Below are 22,352 nucleotides of genomic sequence, written 5' to 3'. Positions count from 1 at the left end.
CTGTCCCATGGGCCCCGCGCCGGGCCCTGTCCCGGGTCGGCGGGCCGGCAGGTCAGCCGAGGGCGCGGAAGACCCGCTCGATGAGGTCTTCCTCCTGCTCTCGCTCGTCGCCGCGGGCCTGGTCGTCGCGGGCCTGGTCGCCGCCGCCGTTCCAGTCGCCGCGGCCCTGGTCCTCGCGGGCCTCGTCCTCACGGGCCTCGTCCTCGCGGCCCTCGTCCTCACGACCCTGGTCGCCGCCGTTGTTCCAGTCGCCGCGGCCCTCGTCCTCGCGGCCCTGGTCGCCGCCGTCGTTCCAGTCGCCACGGCCGTCGTTGTCGCCGCGGCCGTCGTCACCCTCGTGCACCGGCGTGAAGTAGGCCGAGACGACCCTCACCCGGTTCACCTGCCGGTCCGGGCCCAGCGTCGCCACCTCCTCGCCGGAGCAGCTGCGGTTGTCGAAGAGGTGCGCCCGCGACCGCGTGTTGTTCTGCACGGCGACCGCGGGCCTGTCCCGGGAGGTGCGCGTGAGCACGTAGCAGGTGTGGTTGTTCGCAGGCCTGATCTGGCCGATCTCCTCGACGTCGTCGTCGTTGACGAAGCGGTAGTTCAGCGTGCCGAGCACACGGTCGTCGTGGTCGTCGGCCAGCGACGGGCCGGCAGTGGGCAGGACGAGCGCGAGAGCGCCGACGAGCACGGCGGCGGTGGTACGAAGACGCATGGGGAAATCCGTTCCTCGGGTCCGCGGATGCCGGGTCCGGTGGCATCCGCGGGCAGCGTAGGAGCGGAGGAGGTAGCTGAAACGATTCGGCATGCCCAGTACGTTCGAAGGTTCACCCGTGAGGTCCCAGCGGTACGGGCTCCTTCCGCACCCCCTCGGCCCCGCACGGGCTCAGTTCCGTACGGCTTGCGCCCCCGCCGGCCCGTGGGCCCCGGTGGACTCCGTGCGGGGCCGCGGGAGCGGGGCGGCGGCCGCCGGGGCCCCGCCGCGGAGCAGGAGGAAGACCGCCAGCGCGCCGGCCAGCCCCATCGCGGCCGAGACCAGGAACGTCTCGCGCAGACCGCTCGCGAAGGCGGCGTCCACCAGGCCGGTCAGCGCCTCGCGGGCCGCGCCCGCCGGGGCCTCGGCGAGCACCTGCCCGGCGCCACCGGAGGCCAGCGGCTCCGCCAGCCCCCGGCCGCCGTCGCCGAGCCCGGAACGCAGCCCCGCGTGGAAGACCGCCCCGAGGACGGCGATGCCGAGGGCGGTGCCCAGCTGGCGCGCCGTGTTCAGGGCGCCGCCCGCCATGCCCGCCCGGGCCGGGGCCACGGCCCCCATCGCCGTGGCGGCCAGCGCCGGGGTCGCGGCGCCCACCCCGACACCGGTCACGAGCAGCCCGGGCACCAGGGCGGTCCAGCCGTCCCCGGCGTCGAGCATCCAGGCCTGGAGCAGCGCGCCGACGCCGATCAGCAGCAGCCCGCCGCCGATGGTCAGCCGGGGCGGTACCCCGTGCAGCAGCCGGCCGGCCACCGCGGCGACGACGAAGCCGGCCGCGCTGAGCGGCAGCAGCACCAGGCCCGCGCCGACCGGGCTCATCCCCTCGGCGGACTGCAGCCACAGGGAGACGTACATGAGGTACGAGAACGCGGCCCCGGACAGCAGCAGTCCGGCGGCCATGACGGCGACGAAGGTGCGGCTGCGGAAGAGCGAGAGGTCCAGCATCGGGCGGGCGCTGCGCAGTTCCACGAGGACGAAGGCGGCGAAGGCGGCCACGCCCAGGCCGAGCAGGCCGAGGGTGGTGGGCGAGCCCCAGCCGTTCTCGCCCACGCGGATCACCGCGTACGTGACGGCCGCGGCGCCCGCCGTGAAGGTGGCCATGCCGGGCAGGTCGAGGCGCCCCGCGTGCGGGTCGCGCGACTCGGCCACCGCCCTGACAGTGACGTACACGGCGAGCGCGCTGACGGGCAGGTTGATGAAGAAGATCCAGCGCCAGCCGAAGTTCTCGGTGAGCAGCCCGCCGATGATCGGCCCGGCCGCTGCGGCGGCGCCGTTGACCGCGCCCCAGACGCCGAATGCGACCCCGCGGTCGCGGCCCTGGTAGGACGCGCTGAGCAGGGCCATGGTGGTGGCGAACATGGCGGCTCCGCCGACGCCCTGGACGGCGCGGAAGGCGATCAGTTCGGCCGGGCCGGTGGCCAGCCCGCAGGCGAGCGAGGCGGCGGCGAAGAGCCCGAGCCCGATGAGGTAGACGCGGCGGCGGCCGATCCGGTCGGCGAGCGAGCCCGCTCCGAGCAGCAGGGCGGCCAGCGCGAGGGCGTAGACGTCCATCACCCACTGGAGACCGGCGAAACCGGTGTGCATGTCGGCGGACATGTCGGGCAGGGCGACGGTCACGATCGTGACGTCGACCAGGAGCATGAAAGCGCCGAGGCAGACGGCCGTCAGGGGCAGCCATTTGCGCATGGGTGTTCTCCTCAGGATTGCGCAGGGGCGGGGTCGCGGGCGGATCCGCGGTGACCCCAAGGTCCCACCGCCCAGGGCCCGCCCCCATCCAGCGGCCCGCTTCCGCCGGATTTCCGTCATCGACACCCCTGTCATGATGGAAACCATGACCGACACGCAGCTGGACGCCCTCGACCAGTCCCTGGTGCACGCCCTCGTGATCGACGGCCGGGCCCCCTTCAGCCGGCTCGCCGAGGTGCTGGAGGTCTCCGACCAGACCGTCGTACGCCGCTACCGGAGGCTGCGGACCACCGGTCTGGTGCGGGTGGTCGGGCTGCCGCAGGGCAGCCGCGTCGGCCTGTTCGAGTCCTGGCTGCGGGTGCAGTGCGCCCCCGACGCCGCGCTCCCGGTGGCCGAGGCGCTCGCCCGCCGCCCGGACATCGCGTGGGTGACCCTGAACTCGGGCGGCACGGAGGTCCACTGCATGACGCGGGCCCGCACCCGCAGGGACCGGGACGCCCTGCTCTTGGAGAAGCTGCCGCGCACCCGGCGGGTGACGGGCATCAGCGCCCACACCATCCTGCGGAAGTTCTTCGGCGGGCCGGACTCGTGGGCGGGCGTGGAGGCGCTGCGCCCGGATCAGATCGCGGCCCTGCACCGGCCAGAGGCCCCGCCCGCGCCGGACCGGTACGCCCTGGACGAGACGGAGTTCGCGCTGCTCGCGGTGTTGGGCCGGGACGGCCGCGCCGGGTATCCGGAACTGGCCCGCGCCACCGGGCTGTCGGAGTCGACCGCCCGCCGGAGGGTGGAACGGATGCGCGATCTCGGAGCCCTCTTCTTCGACGTGGAGTTCGTCCCCTCCCTCTTCGGCTACGAGGCCGAGGCGACCATGGTGCTGACCGTCCCGCCGGCCCGGCTGGCGGAGGTGGGGGCCGCACTGGCGAGCCACCACGAGGTGCCCTTCGCGGCGGCCGTGACCGGGGCGGCCTCCTTGATGGCGGTGGTCGTGTGCCGGGACACCGACGCGCTCTACACCTACCTGACCGAGCGGATCGGCGCGGTGGACGGCGTGGGGCAGGTCGAGGTGATCCCGGCCCTGCGCAGCGTCAAACGGGCCGGGATGCTCGTGGAGGGCGAGCGGCTGGTCGATCCGCCGCCCGCCCCCTGAAGCGGTACCGCGGCGGCGCCTACCGCAGCAGTACGCCGCCTCCCGCGTCCGTGTCCACCGGAGCCGCGACCAGGCCCAGTTCGGCCGGGGTCGCCAGCAGCGGGTGCGCGGGCAGGATCCGCACCGTGTAGCCGAAGGGCCCCGTACGGTCGAGGGCGAGCGGGCCCTCGTAGACCCAGCGACCCTCCAGGTCGGGTCCCGCGGCCGGCTTGAGCGGGAAGGTCCGCCCGTCCCGGATCACGTCCTGCGCGTCCACCCGGCCCGCGAAGGCCTGGACCTCCACGTCCTCGGGCGCGAGGGCGTCCAGCGACACCTGCACCCGCAGGGTGAGGGTGGACCCCAGCTCGGCGGTGCCGTTCACGGGAGCCGCGGCCAGCGCCTCCACGTGCTCGACGGAGACCCGCGGCCAGGCCGCCCGGACCCGGCCCTTCCACCACGCGAGGTCGCGCGCGGCCCCGGCGTCGAGGGCCCGGTGGGCGAGGGCGGCCGGCGCGTACAGCCGCTCCACGTACTCGCGCACCATCCGGCCCGCGAGCACCTTCGGCCCCAGCGAGACGAGCGTGCGCCGGACCATCTCGATCCACCGCACCGGCAGCCCGGCGCGCCCGGCCCGGTCGTAGAAGCGGGGGGCGACCCGGCCCTCGATCAGCTCGTAGAGGGCGCTCGCCTCCAGGTGGTCCCGCCGGTCCTCGTCCGCGCCGAGCCCGTCGGCGGTCGGGATGGCCCAGCCGAAGTCCGGCTCGAACCACTCGTCCCACCAGCCGTCCAGCACGGACAGGTTGAGGCAGCCGTTCAGCGCGGCCTTCATCCCGCTCGTCCCGCACGCCTCCAGCGGCCGCAGCGGGTTGTTCAGCCAGACGTCGCAGCCCGGGTAGAGCTTCTGCGCCATGGCCATGCCGTAGTCGGGCAGGAAGACGATCCGGTGCCGCACGCGCGGGTCGTCCGCGAACCGCACCAGCTCCTGCACGAGCCGCTTCCCGCCGTCGTCGGCCGGATGCGCCTTGCCCGCGACCACGATCTGCACCGGCCGGTCCGGGTCCAGCAGCAGCCTGCGCAGCCGGTCCGGGTCGCGCAGCATCAGCGTCAGCCGCTTGTACGAGGGCACGCGCCGGGCGAAGCCGATGGTCAGCACGTCGGGGTCGAGCACGGAGTCCACCCAGCCCAGCTCCGCGGCGGCGGCCCCGCGCTGGAGCCACGAGGCCCGCAGCCGGTCCCGTACCTCCTGGACCAGCTGCTCCCGGAGCACCCGCCGCAGGTCCCAGACGTCCTGGTCGGGGATCTCGGCGACGGCGTCCCAGCGCTGGGAGCCGCCGACCGACAGGGCGTCCTCGGTGCGGCCCGCGCCGATCTGGCGGACGCCGAGCCGGACCACCTCGGGGGCCACCCAGGTCGGGGCGTGCACCCCGTTGGTGACGGAGGTGATCGGCAGTTCGGCCGGGTCGAAGCCGGGCCACAGGCCGGCGAACATCTCCCGGCTGACGGCGCCGTGCAGGGTGGACACCCCGTTGGCGCGCTGGGCCAGCCGCAGTCCCATCACGGCCATGTTGAAGACCCCGGGGTCGCCTCCGGGATAGGTCTCGGCGCCGAGCTCCAGGATCCGCTCGACGGGGACGCCGGGCAGTTCCCCGCCGTCCCCGAAGTGCCGGGCGACCAGGGCCCGCTCGAAGCGGTCGATGCCGGCCGGGACGGGGGTGTGCGTGGTGAAGACGGTACCGGCGCGCACCGCCTCGACGGCGGCGTCGAAGCCGAGCCCCTGCTCCCGTTCCAGTTCCCTTATGCGTTCGAGCCCGAGGAAGCCGGCGTGGCCCTCGTTGGTGTGGAACACCTCGGGGGCGGGGTGGCCGCTGAGCGCGCAGTACAGCCGGACGGCGCGGACACCGCCGATGCCGAGGAGCATCTCCTGGAGCAGCCGGTGGTCGCTGCCGCCGCCGTAGAGCCGGTCGGTCACCTCGCGGGCGACGGCGTCGTTGTCCTCGACGTCGGAGTCCAGGAGCAGCAGCGGCACCCGCCCGACGCGGGCCTGCCAGATGTGCGCGTGCAGGGCGCGGCCGCCGGGCAGGGTCAGCGAGACCCGGGCGGGGGTCCCGTCCTCCTGGCGGAGCAGGCCGAGCGGGAGCTCGTTGGGATCGAGTACGGGGTAGTGCTCCTGCTGCCAGCCGTCGCGGGAGAGCGACTGCCGGAAGTAGCCGTGCCGGTAGAGCAGTCCCACCCCGATGAGCGGGACGCCGAGGTCGCTGGCGGCCTTCAGGTGGTCCCCGGCGAGGATGCCGAGGCCGCCGGAGTACTGCGGCAGGGCGGCGGTGATCCCGAACTCGGGGGAGAAATAGGCGATGGCGGCGGGCAGTTCCGCGCCGTTCTCATGGCTCTGGTACCACCTCCCGCCGTTGACGTAGTCGTCGAGGTCGGCGGCGGCGACGGCGAGCCGCCGCAGGAAGCGGCGGTCTGCGGAGAGTTCGGCGAGGCGGGCGGCGGAGACGGCGCCGAGCAGCCGGACGGGGTCGCCACCGGCGGCCTGCCAGCCCTCGGGGTCGACGGATTGGAAGAGTTCACGGGTCTCGGCATGCCACGACCAGCGCAGATTGCGCGCGAGGTCGGTGAGCGGCAGCAGGGTTTCCGGGAGGACGGGGCGCACGGTGAATCGACGGATAGCCTTCACACGTTCCACCTTCGCAGGGGATTGCGGATCGGAGCGGCCGCACCACGCTGTGCACCCGCGCATCACCCCGGGAAGGCTAGCGAGGCCCGCGTGTTCCGGCCATGGCGCCTGCGGCGGCGGCCGGCCCCCCGCCTCCCGCCCCCTGCCGGTGCCCGCGGGTCCGGACCGGACCCCTCCCCCGCCGTGCACAACCCGTTCGCCGGGGTATCCGCGTACGGAGGCCCCGTCTCCCGGCCACTCGTTCGGGCGGTCCGGAAGGGGCCCGGGAGACCCGTGGGACGGGTGGTGTCGGCCCTACGTCACCTAGTACCGGCCGACTTGACGGAGCCCCGCCGGGATGTCGATGCAGGGCTTGGTAATACCCGCTCCACTACGTACGAGTAGTTAACCGAGCGCGCGGATTGGGCGGGACGAGAGTGGGAAGGGCTCCCCGGGTACACGTCGTACAGCACGAGGCACCCGCCCACAAACCCTCTCCCCGCCACCCGAGTGAACGCGGACAGGAGCGGCCATGCCCGCAGCCCAGCCGTCTTCCGAGCGGCTAGAAACAGAGCGAACAGAGCGTGCACTACCAGTCGTGACTCCGACTGGCCTGTTGTCACCGAGCCCTGCGAACTGCCCCCAGGTGATCCCATCATGATCGGTCGCATTCCCGTGCTGGACGTCCGCCCCGCCGTCGACTGCGGCGCCAGACCCGCCAAGGCGGTCGTGGACGAGGTCTTCGAGATCTCGGCCACCGTGTTCCGCGAGGGCCACGACGCCGTCGCGGCCCACATCGTCCTGCGCGATCCGAGCGGGCGGCTGCGGCCCCCCGTACCGCTGCGCGAGCTCGCCCCCGGCACGGACCGGTGGGGGGCCCGCGTCTCCGCCGACGCCGAGGGGAGGTGGACGTACACCGTCGAGGCGTGGAGCGACCCGGTGGCCACCTGGCGGGCCCACGCCGCCATCAAGATCCCGGCCGGCATCGACACCGGGCTGATGCTGCTGGAGGGCGCCGAGCTCTACGAGCGGGCCGGGGCCCGGATCACCAAGCGCGACGGCCGCGAGGCCGTGCTGGCCGCCGCCGAGATCATGCGCGACGAGGACCGGCCGGCCGCCGAACGGTACGCCGCCGCCCTCGACCCCGCCGTGGACACGGCGCTCGCCAAGCGCCCGTACCGTGAGCTGGTCACCGCCTCCAAGCCGCTGCCGCTCCTCGTCGAGCGCAAGCGGGCGCTCTTCGGCTCCTGGTACGAGATGTTCCCGCGCTCGGAGGGGGCGGTGCTGGAGCCCGGCGAGGCGCCGGTCAGCGGCACCTTCCGGACCGCCGCGGAGCGGCTGCCCGCCATCGCCGCGATGGGCTTCGACGTGGTCTACCTGCCACCGATCCACCCGATCGGCAGCACCTTCCGCAAGGGTCCGAACAACACCCTGTCCGCGGGGAGTTGGGACCCGGGCGTGCCCTGGGCGATCGGGTCGACCGAGGGCGGGCACGACGCCGTCCACCCCGAGCTCGGCACCATCGAGGACTTCGACGCGTTCGTCGCGCGCGCCCGCGAGCTGCGCCTGGAGATCGCGCTGGACTTCGCCCTCCAGTGCTCCCCCGACCACCCGTGGGTGGAGAAGCACCCGGAGTGGTTCCGCCACCGGGCCGACGGGACGATCGCGTACGCCGAGAACCCGCCGAAGAAGTACCAGGACATCTACCCGATCCACTTCGACACCGACATGGCCGGCATCGTCGAGGAGACCTGCCGGATCCTGCGGTACTGGATGGACCACGGGGTCCGCATCTTCCGCGTCGACAATCCGCACACCAAGCCGGTGGTCTTCTGGCAGAAGGTGATCGCGGACATCAACAAGTCCGACCCCGACGTGATCTTCCTGGCCGAGGCCTTCACCCGTCCCGCCATGATGCGCGCGCTCGCCGCGGTCGGCTTCCAGCAGTCGTACACGTACTTCACCTGGCGCAACACGAAGGCCGAGCTGACCGAGTACGTGACCGAGCTGTCCGGCACCACCTCGGCCTCCGTCATGCGGCCGAACTTCTTCGTGAACACCCCGGACATCCTCCACGCGTACCTGCAGGAGGGCGGCCGTCCCGCCTTCGAGGTGCGGGCGGTCCTCGCCGCCACCCTCTCCCCCACCTGGGGGGTCTACGCCGGCTACGAGCTCTGCGAGAACACCCCGGTGCGCCACGGCAGCGAGGAGTACCTGAACTCGGAGAAGTACGAGTTCCGGCCGCGGGACTGGGAGGCCGCCGACCGCGAGGGCCGCACCATCGCCCCGCTGATCACCGCCCTGAACCGGATGCGCCGCCGCAACCCCGCGCTCCAGCAGCTGCGCGACATCCACTTCCACCCGACCGACAACGAACAGGTGATCGCCTATTCGAAGCACGCCGGAGCCAATTCCGTACTGGTGGTCGTCAACCTCGATCCGCACCACACCCAGGAGGCGACGGTCTCGTTGGACATGCCGGTACTCGGCCTCGACTGGCACGGGTCCCTCGCGGTGCGCGACGAGCTCACCGGCGAGACCTATCACTGGGGCAGGGCGAACTACGTGCGCCTAGAGCCGGGCCGAACGCCCGCGCACGTGCTGGCCGCTCTGCGACCGTCCCCGCCCACCGGAGGGTCACCCACCACATGATGATCAACGATCCCGTCCACGACACGTTCGAGGACACCCCCGCCAAGGACCGCGATCCCGACTGGTTCAAGCGGGCCGTCTTCTACGAGGTCCTCGTCCGCTCCTTCCACGACAGCAACGGCGACGGCGTCGGGGACCTCAAGGGGCTCACCGCCAAGCTGGACTACCTCCAGTGGCTCGGCGTCGACTGCCTGTGGCTGCCGCCGTTCTTCGCCTCGCCCCTGCGTGACGGGGGCTACGACGTCTCCGACTACACCTCCGTGCTGCCGGAGTTCGGCGACCTCGCCGACTTCGTGGAGTTCGTGGACGCGGCGCACACCCGCGGCATGCGGGTGATCATCGACTTCGTCATGAACCACACCAGCGACCAGCACGACTGGTTCCAGCAGTCGCGCAAGGACCCGGAGGGCCCGTACGGCGACTACTACATGTGGGCCGACAACGACAAGCAGTACCAGGACGCCCGCATCATCTTCGTCGACACCGAGACCTCCAACTGGACGTACGACCCACTGCGCAAGCAGTACTACTGGCACCGCTTCTTCTCGCACCAGCCGGACCTCAACTACGAGAACCCGGCCGTGGTCGAGGAGATCATCTCCGCGCTGCGGTTCTGGCTGGACCTCGGGATCGACGGCTTCAGACTCGACGCGGTGCCCTACCTGTACGCCGAGGAGGGCACCAACTGCGAGAACCTCCCCCGCACCCACCGGCTCCTGAAGCGGGTGCGGGCCGAGATCGACGCGCACTACCCCGACACCGTGCTGCTCGCCGAGGCCAACCAGTGGCCCGAGGACGTGGTCGACTACTTCGGGGACTTCGCCAAGGGCGGGGACGAGTGCCACATGGCCTTCCACTTCCCCGTCATGCCACGCATCTTCATGGCGGTGCGAAGAGAGTCCCGCTACCCCGTCTCGGAGATCCTGGCCAAGACGCCGGCGATCCCGGACCGCTGCCAGTGGGGCATCTTCCTGCGCAACCACGACGAGCTCACCCTCGAAATGGTCACGGACGAAGAGCGCGACTACATGTACGCCGAGTACGCCAAGGACCCGCGGATGCGGGCCAACATCGGCATCCGGCGCCGCCTCGCCCCGCTCCTGGACAACGACCGCAACCAGATGGAGCTGTTCACCGCCCTGCTGCTGTCGCTGCCCGGCTCGCCGGTGCTCTACTACGGCGACGAGATCGGCATGGGCGACAACATCTGGCTGGGCGACCGCGACGGCGTCCGCACCCCGATGCAGTGGACCCCGGACCGGAACGCCGGTTTCTCCTCCTGCGATCCGGGCAGGCTCAATCTGCCGGTCATCATGGACCCGGTCCACGGGTACCAGGTCACCAATGTCGAGGCGGCCATGGCGTCGCCCTCCTCACTGCTGCACTGGACCCGCAGACTGATCGAGATCCGCAAGGCCAACCCGGCCTTCGGACTCGGTTCGTACACCGAACTGCCCTCGTCCAACCCGGCAGTGCTCGCGTTCCTCCGCGAGTACGGGGACGACCTGGTGCTGTGCGTGCACAACTTCTCGCGCTTCGCGCAGCCCACCGAGCTGGATCTTCGGTCGTTCAACGGACGGGTCCCGGTGGAGCTCACGGGCGACGTGCGCTTCCCGCCGATCGGTGAGTGGCCGTACCTGCTGACCCTGGCGGGACACGGCTTCTACTGGTTCCGGCTGCGGACCGAACAGCGCGGCGAGCAACGCGGCGAGCAACGCGACGGTTAGCGGGCCGGTGGAGGGGCGGGCAGCTCGAATGGGTCAATCGCCCGCCCCTGTACGGACCATCCTGACCCGACACTCGCACATGCCGGATAAGCAACTGCCGCGCATCCGGGACACTCTGCGCATTCTGTGACGGCCCGGGGAAAGGACGCGACGCCATGTCGGAGGCTGCATCCGCCCGGAGCCGGCTGACGGCCGACCGGGCAGCCGGGATCGCCCCGCTGGAACCGATGCTGAGAGCCTGGCTGCCCGCTCAGCGCTGGTTCGCGGGCAAGGGCCGCACCATCAGCAGACTCAGGACCGTCTCGGCGGCCGAGCTGCTGCCGCCGGGATCCACCCCCGGGATGCTGCACCTGCTCCTCGACGTCGACGGGGACTGCTACCAACTGCTGCTGGGCATCCGCCCGTCCTTGCCGCCCGCGCTCGCGCCCACCCTGATCGGCCACGCCGAGGACGGCCCGTACGCCGGCCGGGTGGTCTACGAGGCGCTGGGCGACCCGCGGCTCGCGGCCATGCTGCTGGAGCGGCTGCGCTCCCCCGGGGTGCTCGGCCCGCTGCGCTTCGACCGGGACCCGGCCACGCCGATCCCGGCGGGGCTCTCGCCCCGGCCGCTCTCCGGAGAGCAGACCAACTCATCGTTGATCTACGGAGATTCGTTCATCCTGAAGGTGTTCCGCCGGGTCGGCCCCGGGGTCAACCCGGACCTGGAGCTGCCCCGGGCCCTGGCCGCCGCCGGCTGCGCCCGCGTCCCGGCCCCCGTCGCCTGGTACGAGGCCGAGCCGCCCGGGAGCGAGCCGCTGACCCTGGGCGTGCTCCAGCCGTACCTGCGCGGCTCCGACGACGGCTGGCAGCTCGCGCTGCGCCGGCTCGGCGCCGGGGACGACTTCACCTCCGAGGCGCACGCACTCGGCCGCGCCACGGCGGAGGTGCACAGCGCGCTCGCCGCCGCCCTGCCCACCGTCGCGCTCGGCCCGGAGCAGACCGCCCGGCTGGCCGCCGGAATGACCGCCAGGCTGGCCGCGACCGCCCGGGAGGTGCCCGCCCTGCGGCCCTACGAGGCGGGGCTGCGGGGGGCCTTCGACGCCCTGGCCGCCTCCCGGGGGGCGGGGGTGCCCGCCCAGCGGATCCACGGGGACCTCCATCTGGGTCAGACCCTGCGCACCCTCGACGGCAGCTGGTCGTTGATCGATTTCGAGGGCGAACCGGCCCGGCCGCTGGCCGACCGGCGCCGTCCCGAACCGGCGGTCCGCGACATCGCCGGGATACTGCGCTCCTTCGACTACGCCGCCCGCTCACACCGGCCGTTCGCCCCCACCTGGGCGGACGACTGCCGGGCGGCCTTCTGCGAGGGCTACGCCCGCACCACCGGCCGGGACCCCCGCGAGGACCCCGTACTGCTGCGGGCGTACGAGACCGACAAGGCGGTGTACGAGGCCCGGTACGAGTCCCGGCACCGCCCCGACTGGCTGCACGTCCCGATGGCCGCGATCCGGCGGCTCTCGGAACCCTCGCGGCCCGCGCACCGCGTGCCGCCGACCCCGCCCGCCCCCGGTTCCATCTCCCCGCATCCCCATCCCCGCCCGAAGCCCCCGAGGAGGCCGCTCGCGTGAGCGCCGCACGACAGCCGTCACCGACCGTCCGCGACGAAGCCGTACCCGCCCCGGCGGCGGCGAAGAAGCCACGCGCACCCCGGGCCCGCCGCGCCACTCCCGCGCGCGGGGTCCGGCCGGCGCCCGCGCTCGGCGGTGACGAACGGGCCCGGCTGCTGGAGGGCCGCCACCACGATCCGCACGGGGTGCTGGGTGCCCGCACCGCGCGGGGCGGGGTGGCCTTCCGCGTGCTGCGCCCCTACGCCAAGGCGGTCACCATCGTCGCCAAGGGGCTGCGGGCCGAGCTCTTCGACGAGGGCGACGGGCTGTTCTCCGGGCTGCTGCCGCTGACCGGCGTGCCGGAGTACCGGCTGCTGGTGACGTACGACAGCGACGAGATCGAGGTCCACGACCCGTACCGGTTCCTGCCCGCCCTCGGCGAGCTGGACCTGCACCTGATCGGCGAGGGCCGCCACGAGCAGCTGTGGACGGCGCTCGGCGCGCAGCCGATGGAGCACCAGGGCGTGGCCGGGACCCGGTTCACGGTGTGGGCGCCGAACGCCCAGGGGGTCCGCATCGCCGGGGACTTCTCGTACTGGGACTCCGTCGCCTACCCGATGCGCTCGCTCGGCGCGAGCGGCGTGTGGGAGCTGTTCCTGCCCGGTGTGGGCGCCGGTGCGCTCTACAAGTACGACATCACGCGCCCGGACGGCAGTCACACCCTGCGCGCCGACCCGATGGCCCGGTCCGCGGAGGTCCCGCCGGCGAACGCCTCGGTGGTCACCGCCTCCGCCCACGTGTGGCAGGACGCGCAGTGGATGGCACGGCGCGGTGAGCGGCCGCCGCACCAGGCCCCCTTCTCCGTGTACGAGCTGCACCTGGCGTCCTGGCGGCCCGGGCTCTCGTACCGGCAGCTCGCGGAGCAGCTCCCCGCGTACGTCAAGGAGCTGGGCTTCACGCACGTGGAGATGATGCCGGTCGCCGAGCACCCCTTCGGCGGCTCCTGGGGCTACCAGGTCACCGGCTTCTACGCGCCGACCTCGCGGATGGGCACCCCGGACGACTTCCGCTTCCTCGTCGACGCGCTGCACCGGGCCGGGATCGGGGTGATCGTCGACTGGGTGCCCGCGCACTTCCCGCGCGACGACTGGGCCCTCGCCGAGTTCGACGGACGCCCGCTGTACGAGCACCAGGACCCGCGCCGGGCCGCGCACCCGGACTGGGGGACGCTGGAGTTCGACTACGGCCGCAAGGAGGTCCGCAACTTCCTCGTCGCGAACGCCGTGTACTGGTGCGAGGAGTTCCACGTGGACGGGCTGCGCGTGGACGCGGTGGCCTCGATGCTCTACCTCGACTACTCGCGCGGCGAGGGCGAGTGGACGCCCAACGAGCACGGCGGGCGGGAGAACCTGGACGCGGTGGCGCTGCTCCAGGAGATGAACGCGACGGTGTACCGGCGCTGCCCGGGCGTCGTGACGATCGCGGAGGAGTCCACGGCCTGGAACGGCGTGACGCGCCCGACGGACTCCGGCGGGCTCGGCTTCGGCCTGAAGTGGAACATGGGCTGGATGCACGACACCCTGCGCTACATGTCGAAGGAGTCGGTGCACCGCAAGTACCACCACCACGACATGACCTTCGGGATGATCTACGCCTTCAGCGAGAACTACGTGCTGCCGATCTCGCACGACGAGGTGGTGCACGGCAAGGGCTCGCTGGTGTCCAAGATGCCCGGGGAGGACTGGTGGCAGAAGCGCGCCGCGCACCGGGCGTACCTCGGCTTCATGTGGGCCCACCCGGGCAAGCAGCTGCTCTTCATGGGGCAGGAGTTCGCCCAGGGCTCGGAGTGGTCCGAGATGTACGGGCCGGACTGGTGGCTGCTGGACGACTCCTACGCGGCGGCCGGTGACCACCGGGGGGTACGGAACCTGGTGCGCGACCTGAACCGCACCTACACGGCGGCGCCCGCCCTGTGGGAGCGGGACACCGTGCCGGAGGGCTTCGCCTGGGTGGAGGCGGACGCCGCGGAGGACAACGTGTTCGCCTTCCTGCGGTACGCGCAGGACGGTTCGCAGCTGCTGGCGGTGTCGAACTTCTCGCCCGTGGTCCGGCACGGCTACCGGATCGGGGTGCCGGAGGAGGTGCCGCTGTGGCGGGAGGTCCTCAACACCGACCTCCAGGTGTACGGCGGCAGCGGCGTCCACCACACGCAGCCGCTGCGGGCGGAGCCGGTGCCGGCGCAGGGCCGTCCGGCCAGCCTGCGCCTGACCCTCCCGCCGCTGGCGACGGTCTGGCTCCGGCCCTAGCGGGTGAGTGACCCGTCGTACCGCGACGGGGCCCTCGCCACCCCCGTGGGCGAGGGCCCCTCCTATGACACGTACGGAATAGGTGTCCGGTTCATCTTGTGTGGAGGGTGTGACGACCCTTGTGTCGGCGGGCATTGGCTGGAACCGTACCCACATCAAAGGATCTTCGAGCGCGCCGATTACCGGACAGTCGCCCGGAAACCCGACGAAAGCCCTTATCTTCATAGGACTTTCCTACGAGGTATGGGCTTGTTTGTTTGGTCTGTAGGCGCCGTCGCCCGGCCACTTCTACGGTGTGCGGTGTGCACTCCAGCCCACCTTTCAATGCCCCCGCCGCGCGTCGTCTGCGCGCGGCCCTGGGCATGGCTCCCGGACATGTCGCCTACGGCCTGCGCGCCCAGTACGGACTCGTCGTCGCGCCCGAGACGGTGATGGCCTGGGAGCGTGGCGAGATATCACCCTCTTCGGTCGAACTCACGGCGCTCGCGGGCGTGCTCTGGTGCGCTCCGGGGGAGCTGCTCGCCGAGCCGGTCACCCTGCGGGAGCACCGGATGTCCCGGGGTCTCGCCGCGGACGAACTGGCCCGGCGGATCGGCCTGGAGACGAGCTCGTACCAGAAGATGGAGGACACCGGGCGCTGGCGGGGCAACGAACGGCAGTCCGCCGCCCTCGCCTCGGTGCTCGGTCTGACGCTGGCCCAGTTCGTGACGGCCACCGGCAAGCACGAGGAGCTGGCCGACCTGCTGCGCAGTGCGGTGACCACGCGCTGGCAGGCGTACGTGAAGCCGCTCGGCAAGCTGCTGCCGATCCCCAAGGCCAACCTGGAATGGGTGCTGGAGCAGCTGCACGGCGACTACCAGTCGCGCATGGTGGCGACGCTCAGCTGGGGCGGCGGCGGGGGCGAGGCCGGCAGCGGCGACGCCGGCCGGGAGTTCCTCGTCGAGATCGTGGACCGCTTCTGGCAGCTCGCGGGTGGCACGAGCTAGGCCGCTACCCGGGCAGCGGCGCGTGGACCACGGTGGCCGCGGTGCCCGCGGCCGCCAGGTCCCTCCTGAGCCGGTCGGCGGTCTCCCGATCGCCCACCAGGACGGTCGGCGGGGTCGGGCACGCGGCGATCGCGGTCTTCAGGTGACCCAGGGAGGCCCGGTACTCCTCCTCCCCGGCCGTCGCGGGTCCGCCGACCTTGACGTAGAAGACCTCGTACAGCCCGACCATGTTGCCGGCCTGCCGGGTGAGGATCTGGGCGAGGAAGGTCGACCTCAGGTTGAGGTAGGCGTCGTTGCCGTACAGGGCGATCACCGGGGAGGTGACGCCGGGCAGGTCGCGCCCGGTGAGGGCGGCGGCCGGCGGGCCGATGTCGCCGCTCTTCGCCTCGCCCCGGCTCCACTTGAGCAGGGGGCTGCCGTACCAGGCCGAGGGGTGGCCCCAGCCGGAGGGCACGCCCCACTGGACGCCGCCGAACAGCGCCAGCGCCGCGGCCGCCGCGAGGCAGGAACGCAGCAGGAGGTCCGCGCGGCGGCGCAGTGCGGGGCCCGTCGTCCCGCCGGCGGGCGGCAGCATCAGTCCGATCAGGCCGAGCGAGAGCAGGGCGATCACCAGCCCGGCGGCGGTCAGCTTCTCGAAGTAGTACGAGTAGTAGCCGATGGTGTGCTTCTGCCAGGCGCCGAAGACGCCGATCAGCGCGGCCGCGCCGAGGAGGAGGGCCAGCAGCGTCCGGCCGGTGCCGGTCCGGCGGTTCACCGGGAGGGTGGTCGCGACCACGGCGAGCAGTCCGAGCCCGATGAACACCGGGCGGTCGGGGATGACCATCGGTCCGGCCAGGTTCGAGGTCTTGGCGACGTCCAGCTTGGTGAGGACGGAGAAGGCGCTGGGCAGTCCCGCCACGAGCGTGGCGGCCGCCAGGGCGCCGAGGACCGGGATCCACCGCCCGGCGAACCGGCGGCGGTGCACGAGCAGCACCGCGACCAGCGCCATGCCGACGAGGGCGCCGTAGAGGTTGTACACGTACGTCACGGCGATGAGGCCGGCCGCCGCGAGGAGGACGAACTCGGTGCGGCCCGCCGCGGGCCGCACCAGCAGGGCCAGGGCGACGGCCAGGAACAGCAGGCCGATGGTCTCGGAGTCGAAGCCCCGCTCGATCAGCTCCGCCATCGATCCGGACATCATCACGGCGGCGGCGGTGGCACAGACCGCGGCCGCGCGCCAGCCGCGCAGGCGGGGGCCGCCGATCCAGCGGGCGGCCCAGACCAGCGCGCCGCAGAACAGTGCGTAGGCGGCCAGGACGTAGAGGAAGTACCGGTTCGTCATGGCGAGGGCGGAGCCCGCCTCGGCCGAGGAGGTCACCAGGGCGTCGACCCAGGCCAGCAGGAAGTGGGAGCCCTGCGGGTAGACCGCCTCGGACGGCGTCATCATGTACGTCCGGGCGGCGTCCTGGTGGAGGAAGGCGTAGCCGCCGACCTGTCGGATGCCGGTGAAGTACGAGAAGTGCCCCATCCGGTCCTCGGACGTGACGAAGTAGGCCAGCCTCTCGGCGGCCGACTTCCCGGCCACCGGGTGGTGGACGTAGTGCCAGACCACGGCGACGGTGGCGGCGACCAGCGCGTCCGAGCCGCGCAGGCGCAGCGGGAGGCGCGGCCGGCGGCGGGCCAGCCAGCCGGACACGGAGGCGACCGTCAGCAGCAGGCCGGCCCCGGGGACGGGGGCCAGGCCCCACGGCCAGACGGAGAAGAGCAGGCCGAAGCCCATCACGGCGCCGCAGAGCAGGAAGGCCGCGACCACGAGACGGTCGAGCAGTCCGCCGCCGACCCGGATCAGGGCGGCGATCGTCAGGACCAGGACGGGCAGGAGCAGCACGTCGAGGGCGACGGCGTGGAGCAGCAGCGGCACCGCCCAGGACGCCGCGAGGGCCGCGGCGAGGACGACGGGGCTGCGCCGTGCGGCGGGGCCGGTGACCCGGGGTCCCGGTGGGTTCTCGACCGGTTCGGCGGTCCGGACGGCGGAGCTGGTCGCCACGGGAGGGGGGCACCTTTCCATCGAGTGCGTGCGAGTGGTGGAGGGGGCCCGGCGTACGGGCCCGGTCCGTCACGCGACTCGGCCGGCCGGTCCCCCGGCCGGAATCCTAACCAGCGGGTCCGGTGCGGGCGGGCGCGGAGCGGCCCCGGAGCACCGGCTCCGGGGCCGTCCGGCGGGAAAGCGGGGCGGGAGGTCCCGGCCCGGGAGGGGCGCAGGTCCCGGCCGGGCGGGTCAGAAGACGGACTCCGCCTCGTACATGCGGTCGTCGGGGACCGTCTTCAGCTCGGTGGTCGCGGAGGCGAGGGGGGCCATCACGATGTCGGTGCCGCGCAGGGCGGTCATGTTGCCGTAGTCGCCGCGGTGGACGGCCTCGACGGCATGCCAGCCGAAGCGGGTCGCGAGCACGCGGTCGTACGCGGTGGGCACGCCGCCGCGCTGCACGTGGCCGAGGATGACCGGGCGGGCCTCCTTGCCGAGGCGGTGCTCCAGCTCGACCGCGAGGCGGTTGCCGATGCCGGCGAAGCGCTCGTGACCGTACTGGTCGATGGCGCCCTTCTCGTACGGCATGGAGCCCTCGGCCGGGTGCGCGCCCTCGGCGACGCAGATGACGGCGAACTTCTTCCCGCGGGAGAATCGTTCTTCCACCATCTTCACCAGGGCGTCCACCTCGAAGGGGCGCTCCGGCAGGCAGATGCCGTGGGCGCCGCCGGCCATGCCGGACTCCAGGGCGATCCAGCCCGCGTGGCGGCCCATCACCTCGACGACCATCACGCGCTGGTGGGATTCGGCGGTGGTCTTGAGGCGGTCGATGGCCTCGGTGGCGACCATGACGGCGGTGTCGAAGCCGAAGGTGCGGTCGGTGGAGGAGATGTCGTTGTCGATGGTCTTGGGCACGCCGACGACCGGCATCCCGGCGTCCGACAGCATCCGGGCGGCGGTCAGGGTGCCTTCGCCGCCGATCGGGATGAGGGCGTCGATGCCGTAGCGCGTCGCCAGTTCGGCGGCGTTCTCGGCGGCCTCGTGCAGGCGGGCGCGCTCCATGCGCGCCGAGCCGAGGATCGTGCCGCCACGGGCGAGAATGCCACTGACGGCGTTGATGTCGAGGGGGCGGAAGTGGCCGTCGAGGAGGCCTTTGAACCCGTCCTCGAAACCGATGACCTCGTCCCCGTGCCCGACCAGGGCGCGGTGTACGACCGACCGGATGACAGCGTTGAGCCCCGGACAGTCGCCGCCCGCGGTGAGAACTCCGATACGCATCGTGCTGTGTCTCCTGCCGTACCTGTGAAGGGCGTAATGGTGAAGCCTGTCCGATTGTTCCACGGGCCCGGGGTGCCGCGCGTCCTGTGCCGCTCCGGTTCCCGGGCCTTTCGACCCTCCTGGCCAGGGCCTTTCCCGGAGGGCGCCCTATCTATTGGCAGAGGTATTGTCAAGGGGTCGAGCCAGACCAATATGACATCCACAGCAGGGGACGGAGTGCGGGCGTGACGCGCAGCGTGTACGTGACCGGTATCGAGCGGGGCGACGGCCGCCAGGTCGTCGAGCTGGGGATCATGGAGCTCCTGACCCGGCAGACGGGCCGGGTCGGCGTCTACCGTCCGTTGCTCCACGACGGACCGGACCGCCTCTTCGAGCTCCTGAAGGCCCGCTACCGGATCGAGCAGGACTCCGCGACCGCGTACGGCATGGAGTACCAGGAGGCCTCGGCGATCCTGGCCGAGAAGGGCACCGACGAACTCGTCTCCCGGCTGGTCGACCACTACCACCGGGTGGCCCGCGACTACGAGGTCATGCTCGTCCTCGGCACCGACTACGCGGAAACCAACCTCCCGGACGAGCTGGCGCTCAACGCCCGCCTCGCCAACGAGCTGGGCGCGCTCGTCGTCCCCGTCGTGGGCGGCACCAAGCACCACGCCGAGGCGGTCCGCGCCGAGGCCCGCAACGCCTACCGCGCCTACGAGACCCTCGGCTGCCACGTCGTCGCCATGGTGGTCAACCGGGTGGCCCCGGAGGACCGCGACCTCATAGCGGAGCGACTGGCCGCCCGGCTCCCCGTGCCCTGTTACGTGCTGCCGGACGACAAGTCGCTCTCCGCCCCGACCGTCGCCCAGATCACGCGGGCGCTCGGCGGCGAGGTGCTCCTCGGCGACGAGGCCGGGCTGGCCCGCGACGCCGTGGACTTCGTCTTCGGCGGCGCCATGCTGCCGAACTTCCTGAACGCCCTGACCCCCGGCTGCCTGGTGGTGACCCCCGGCGACCGCTCCGACCTGGTCGTCGGCGCGCTGGCCGCGCACACCTCGGGCACCCCGCCGATCGCCGGCGTGCTGCTCACCCTGAACGAGCGGCCGAGCGCGGAGGTCCTGGCCCTCGCCTCGAAGCTGGCCCCGGGCACGCCCGTGGTGTCGGTGGCCGGCAACAGCTTCCCGACGGCCGCCGAACTCTTCTCGCTGCAGAGCCGGCTGAACTCCGCGACCCCGCGCAAGCTGGAGACCGCGCTCGGCCTCTTCGAGCGGCACGTGGACACCGGCGAGCTGCGCGACCTGCTCTCGGTGGCCCGCTCGGAGCGGGTCACGCCGATGATGTTCGAGCACGAGCTGCTGGAGCGGGCCCGCTCGGAGCGCCGCCGCGTCGTCCTGCCCGAGGGCGCCGAGGAGCGGGTGCTGCGCGCCGCGGACGTGGTGCTGCGCCGGGGCGTCTGCGACCTGACCCTGCTGGGTGACGAGCAGGCGATCCTGAAGAAGGCCGGCGACCTCGGTGTCGACATCTCGGGCGCGCAGCTGATCGACCCGGCGACCTCTCCCCTGCGGGAGGGGTTCGCCGAGTACTACGCCCAGGTGCGCGCCCACAAGGGCATGACCGTCGAGCTCGCCAACGACGTGGTCACCGACGTCAATTACTTCGGCACGCTGATGGTCCAGCTGGGCCTGGCCGACGGCATGGTCTCCGGTTCGGTGCACTCCACGGCGGCGACCATCCGCCCGGCCTTCGAGATCATCAAGACCAAGCCGGAGGCGTCCATCGTCTCCTCGGTCTTCTTCATGTGCCTGGCCGACCGGGTCCTCGTCTACGGCGACTGCGCCGTCAACCCGGACCCGAACGCCGAGCAGCTCGCCGACATCGCCGTCCAGTCGGCCGCCACGGCCGCCGCCTTCGGCGTCGACCCGCGGATCGCGATGCTCTCGTACTCGACCGGCACCTCCGGTTCGGGCGCGGACGTCGACAAGGTCCGCAAGGCCACCGAGATCGTCCGGGAGCAGCGCCTCGACCTCCAGATCGAGGGCCCGATCCAGTACGACGCGGCCGTGGAGCCCTCGGTCGCCGCGACCAAGCTGCCCGGCTCGCAGGTGGCCGGCCGCGCGACGGTGCTGATCTTCCCCGACCTCAACACCGGCAACAACACGTACAAGGCAGTGCAGCGTTCGGCGGGCGCGGTGGCGGTCGGCCCGGTGCTCCAGGGGCTGCGCAAGCCGGTCAACGACCTCTCGCGCGGCGCGCTCGTGCAGGACATCGTCACCACCGTGGCCATCACCGCGATCCAGGCGCAGGGCGGGCCGTCGTCCGCGGCCACCGCCTGACCCCCTCCCCCACCCCACCGCCCGAGACAAGGAAAGACCCCCATCGTGACCGCATCGCGCGTACTCGTCCTCAACTCCGGCTCCTCGTCGGTCAAGTACCAGCTCCTCGACATGACGGACCGGTCCCGCCTCGCGGTCGGCCTGGTGGAGCGGATCGGCGAGGAGACCTCGCGGCTGGTGCACGAGACGCTGACCGGGCCCGGCGCCGCCGGTGGCGAGCGCGAGCAGCTCGGCCCGATAGCGGACCACGAGGCCGCGCTGAAGGCCGTGGCCGCGGAGCTCGCCGCCGACGGGATGGGCCTGGACTCCCCCGAACTGACCGCGGTGGGGCACCGGGTGGTGCACGGCGGGACGCGGTTCACCCAGCCGACCGTGATCGACGACGAGGTGCTGGCGGAGATCCGGAACCTGATCCCGCTGGCCCCGCTGCACAACCCGGCGAACGTGATGGGCATCGAGGTGGCGCGCTCGCTGCGCGCGGACGTCCCGCAGGTGGCGGTCTTCGACACCGCCTTCCACTCGACGATGCCGGAGTACGTGGCGCGGTACGCGATCGACGCCGCGACGGCCGACGCGTACTCCATCCGGCGGTACGGCTTCCACGGCACCTCGCACGCCTACGTCTCCCGGGCGACGGCCGCGCTGCTCGGCAGGCCGGTGGAGGACGTGAACGTGATCGTGCTGCACCTGGGCAACGGCGCCTCCGCCTCGGCGGTGCGGGGCGGCGTGTGCGTGGAGACCTCGATGGGCCTGACGCCGCTGGAGGGTCTGGTCATGGGGACCCGTTCGGGCGATCTCGATGCGGCGGTCGTCTTCCACCTGGCGCGGGTGGGGGGCCTCTCGATGGATGAGATCGATTCGCTCCTGAACAAGAAGAGCGGTCTGCTGGGCATGTGCGGCGACAACGACATGCGCGAGGTGCTCCGGCGGGCGGGCGAGGGCGACGAGGTGGCGAGCCTCGCCTTCGCCGCGTACGTCCACCGGTTGAAGAAGTACATCGGCGCCTACTCGGCGGTCCTGGGGCGGGTGGACGCGGTGGCGTTCACGGCCGGGGTCGGCGAGAACGCCCACCAGGTGCGCGAGGCCGCGCTGGACGGCCTGGCCGAGCTGGGTCTGGCGTTGGATCTGCAGGCCAACGCGGCGCGCTCCCGGGAGCCGCGGCTGGTTTCGGCGGAGGATGCACGGGTGGCCGTGGCGGTGGTCCCGACGGATGAGGAACTGGAGATCGCCACCCAGGCGTACGCACTCGTTACTCAGTAGTCACTTGGACTTTCCACCAGACGGAATATTCCGCTA

At 72.5% G+C, this 22,352-nt stretch carries 13 protein-coding genes; 8 read left to right on the top strand and 5 right to left on the bottom strand.

All coding sequences use genetic code 11. The features are described 5' to 3' along the window. Nucleotides 1–52: 52 nt before the first annotated feature. Both ACFYP3_RS00565 and ACFYP3_RS00560 read right to left on the bottom strand, forming a co-directional pair. Nucleotides 53–697, bottom strand: a complete 645-nt coding sequence (locus ACFYP3_RS00565) for a hypothetical protein (protein WP_388824523.1) — start codon at nt 695–697, stop codon at nt 53–55. Nucleotides 698–868: 171 nt separating this feature from the next. Beyond that, the gene (locus ACFYP3_RS00560) at nt 869–2,419 is read right to left on the bottom strand and encodes a DHA2 family efflux MFS transporter permease subunit (protein ID WP_388824520.1); all 1,551 of its coding nucleotides are present in this window, start codon (nt 2,417–2,419) and stop codon (nt 869–871) included. Between the two features lie 145 nt (nt 2,420–2,564). Here ACFYP3_RS00560 and ACFYP3_RS00555 point away from each other — a divergent pair, with 145 nt between their 5' ends. Next, nucleotides 2,565–3,566 carry an Lrp/AsnC family transcriptional regulator gene (locus tag ACFYP3_RS00555; protein WP_388824517.1) on the top strand — a complete coding sequence of 334 codons (1,002 nt, stop codon included), beginning with the start codon at nt 2,565–2,567 and terminating at the stop codon, nt 3,564–3,566. A gap of 19 nt (nt 3,567–3,585) precedes the next feature. Here ACFYP3_RS00555 and glgP read toward each other — a convergent pair whose 3' ends face one another. Continuing rightward, nucleotides 3,586–6,222 carry an alpha-glucan family phosphorylase gene (gene glgP / locus ACFYP3_RS00550; protein WP_388824514.1) on the bottom strand — a complete coding sequence of 879 codons (2,637 nt, stop codon included), beginning with the start codon at nt 6,220–6,222 and terminating at the stop codon, nt 3,586–3,588. A gap of 636 nt (nt 6,223–6,858) precedes the next feature. Here glgP and ACFYP3_RS00545 point away from each other — a divergent pair. The 5 genes from ACFYP3_RS00545 (at nt 6,859) to ACFYP3_RS00525 (ending at nt 15,458) form a co-directional block, all read left to right on the top strand. Next, nucleotides 6,859–8,853: a maltotransferase domain-containing protein gene (locus ACFYP3_RS00545; protein WP_388824511.1), complete on the top strand. Its 1,995-nt coding sequence runs from the start codon at nt 6,859–6,861 to the stop codon at nt 8,851–8,853. Then, nucleotides 8,850–10,580: a maltose alpha-D-glucosyltransferase gene (treS, locus tag ACFYP3_RS00540; protein ID WP_388824508.1), complete on the top strand. Its 1,731-nt coding sequence runs from the start codon at nt 8,850–8,852 to the stop codon at nt 10,578–10,580. Before ACFYP3_RS00545 ends, treS begins: the two co-directional genes overlap by 4 nt. 155 nt (nt 10,581–10,735) lie before the next feature. Further along, nucleotides 10,736–12,187, top strand: a complete 1,452-nt coding sequence (locus ACFYP3_RS00535; RefSeq protein WP_388824505.1) for a phosphotransferase — start codon at nt 10,736–10,738, stop codon at nt 12,185–12,187. Next, the gene (glgB, locus tag ACFYP3_RS00530) at nt 12,184–14,472 is read left to right on the top strand and encodes a 1,4-alpha-glucan branching enzyme (RefSeq protein WP_388824502.1); all 2,289 of its coding nucleotides are present in this window, start codon (nt 12,184–12,186) and stop codon (nt 14,470–14,472) included. The genes ACFYP3_RS00535 and glgB overlap by 4 nt, the downstream gene beginning before the upstream one ends. A 302-nt stretch (nt 14,473–14,774) precedes the next feature. Beyond that, nucleotides 14,775–15,458: a helix-turn-helix domain-containing protein gene (locus tag ACFYP3_RS00525; RefSeq protein WP_388824499.1), complete on the top strand. Its 684-nt coding sequence runs from the start codon at nt 14,775–14,777 to the stop codon at nt 15,456–15,458. A 4-nt stretch (nt 15,459–15,462) separates the two neighbouring features. Here the strand turns inward: ACFYP3_RS00525 and ACFYP3_RS00520 are convergent, their stop codons facing one another. Further along, entirely contained in the window at nt 15,463–17,484 is a 2,022-nt protein-coding gene (locus ACFYP3_RS00520; RefSeq protein ID WP_388824496.1) for a hypothetical protein, read from the bottom strand. Nucleotides 17,485–17,715: 231 nt separating this feature from the next. Beyond that, the gene (locus tag ACFYP3_RS00515) at nt 17,716–18,741 is read right to left on the bottom strand and encodes an ATP-dependent 6-phosphofructokinase (RefSeq protein WP_388824493.1); all 1,026 of its coding nucleotides are present in this window, start codon (nt 18,739–18,741) and stop codon (nt 17,716–17,718) included. 224 nt (nt 18,742–18,965) lie between these two features. On the opposite strand from ACFYP3_RS00515, the gene pta reads away from it, so the two are divergent. Then, a complete protein-coding gene (gene pta, locus ACFYP3_RS00510; protein WP_388824490.1) occupies nt 18,966–21,056 on the top strand; it encodes a phosphate acetyltransferase in 2,091 nt (696 codons plus the stop codon). Between the two features lie 45 nt (nt 21,057–21,101). Beyond that, nucleotides 21,102–22,316 carry an acetate kinase gene (locus ACFYP3_RS00505; RefSeq protein WP_388824487.1) on the top strand — a complete coding sequence of 405 codons (1,215 nt, stop codon included), beginning with the start codon at nt 21,102–21,104 and terminating at the stop codon, nt 22,314–22,316. Nucleotides 22,317–22,352: the final 36 nt, after the last annotated feature.

The organism is Streptomyces sp. NPDC005533, from assembly GCF_042871845.1.
GTDB lineage: Bacteria > Actinomycetota > Actinomycetes > Streptomycetales > Streptomycetaceae > Streptomyces.
This window is presented reverse-complemented; position numbering and strand designations above follow the sequence as displayed.

Coding starts and splice junctions, on each gene's coding strand:
- ACFYP3_RS00545 (WP_388824511.1), top strand. CDS start 6,859: ATGATCGGTCGCATTCCCGTGCTGGACGTCCGCCCCGCCGTCGACTGC.
- ACFYP3_RS00560 (WP_388824520.1), bottom strand. CDS start 2,419: ATGCGCAAATGGCTGCCCCTGACGGCCGTCTGCCTCGGCGCTTTCATG.
- ACFYP3_RS00515 (WP_388824493.1), bottom strand. CDS start 18,741: ATGCGTATCGGAGTTCTCACCGCGGGCGGCGACTGTCCGGGGCTCAAC.
- ACFYP3_RS00555 (WP_388824517.1), top strand. CDS start 2,565: ATGACCGACACGCAGCTGGACGCCCTCGACCAGTCCCTGGTGCACGCC.
- ACFYP3_RS00565 (WP_388824523.1), bottom strand. CDS start 697: ATGCGTCTTCGTACCACCGCCGCCGTGCTCGTCGGCGCTCTCGCGCTC.
- ACFYP3_RS00535 (WP_388824505.1), top strand. CDS start 10,736: ATGTCGGAGGCTGCATCCGCCCGGAGCCGGCTGACGGCCGACCGGGCA.
- treS (WP_388824508.1), top strand. CDS start 8,850: ATGATGATCAACGATCCCGTCCACGACACGTTCGAGGACACCCCCGCC.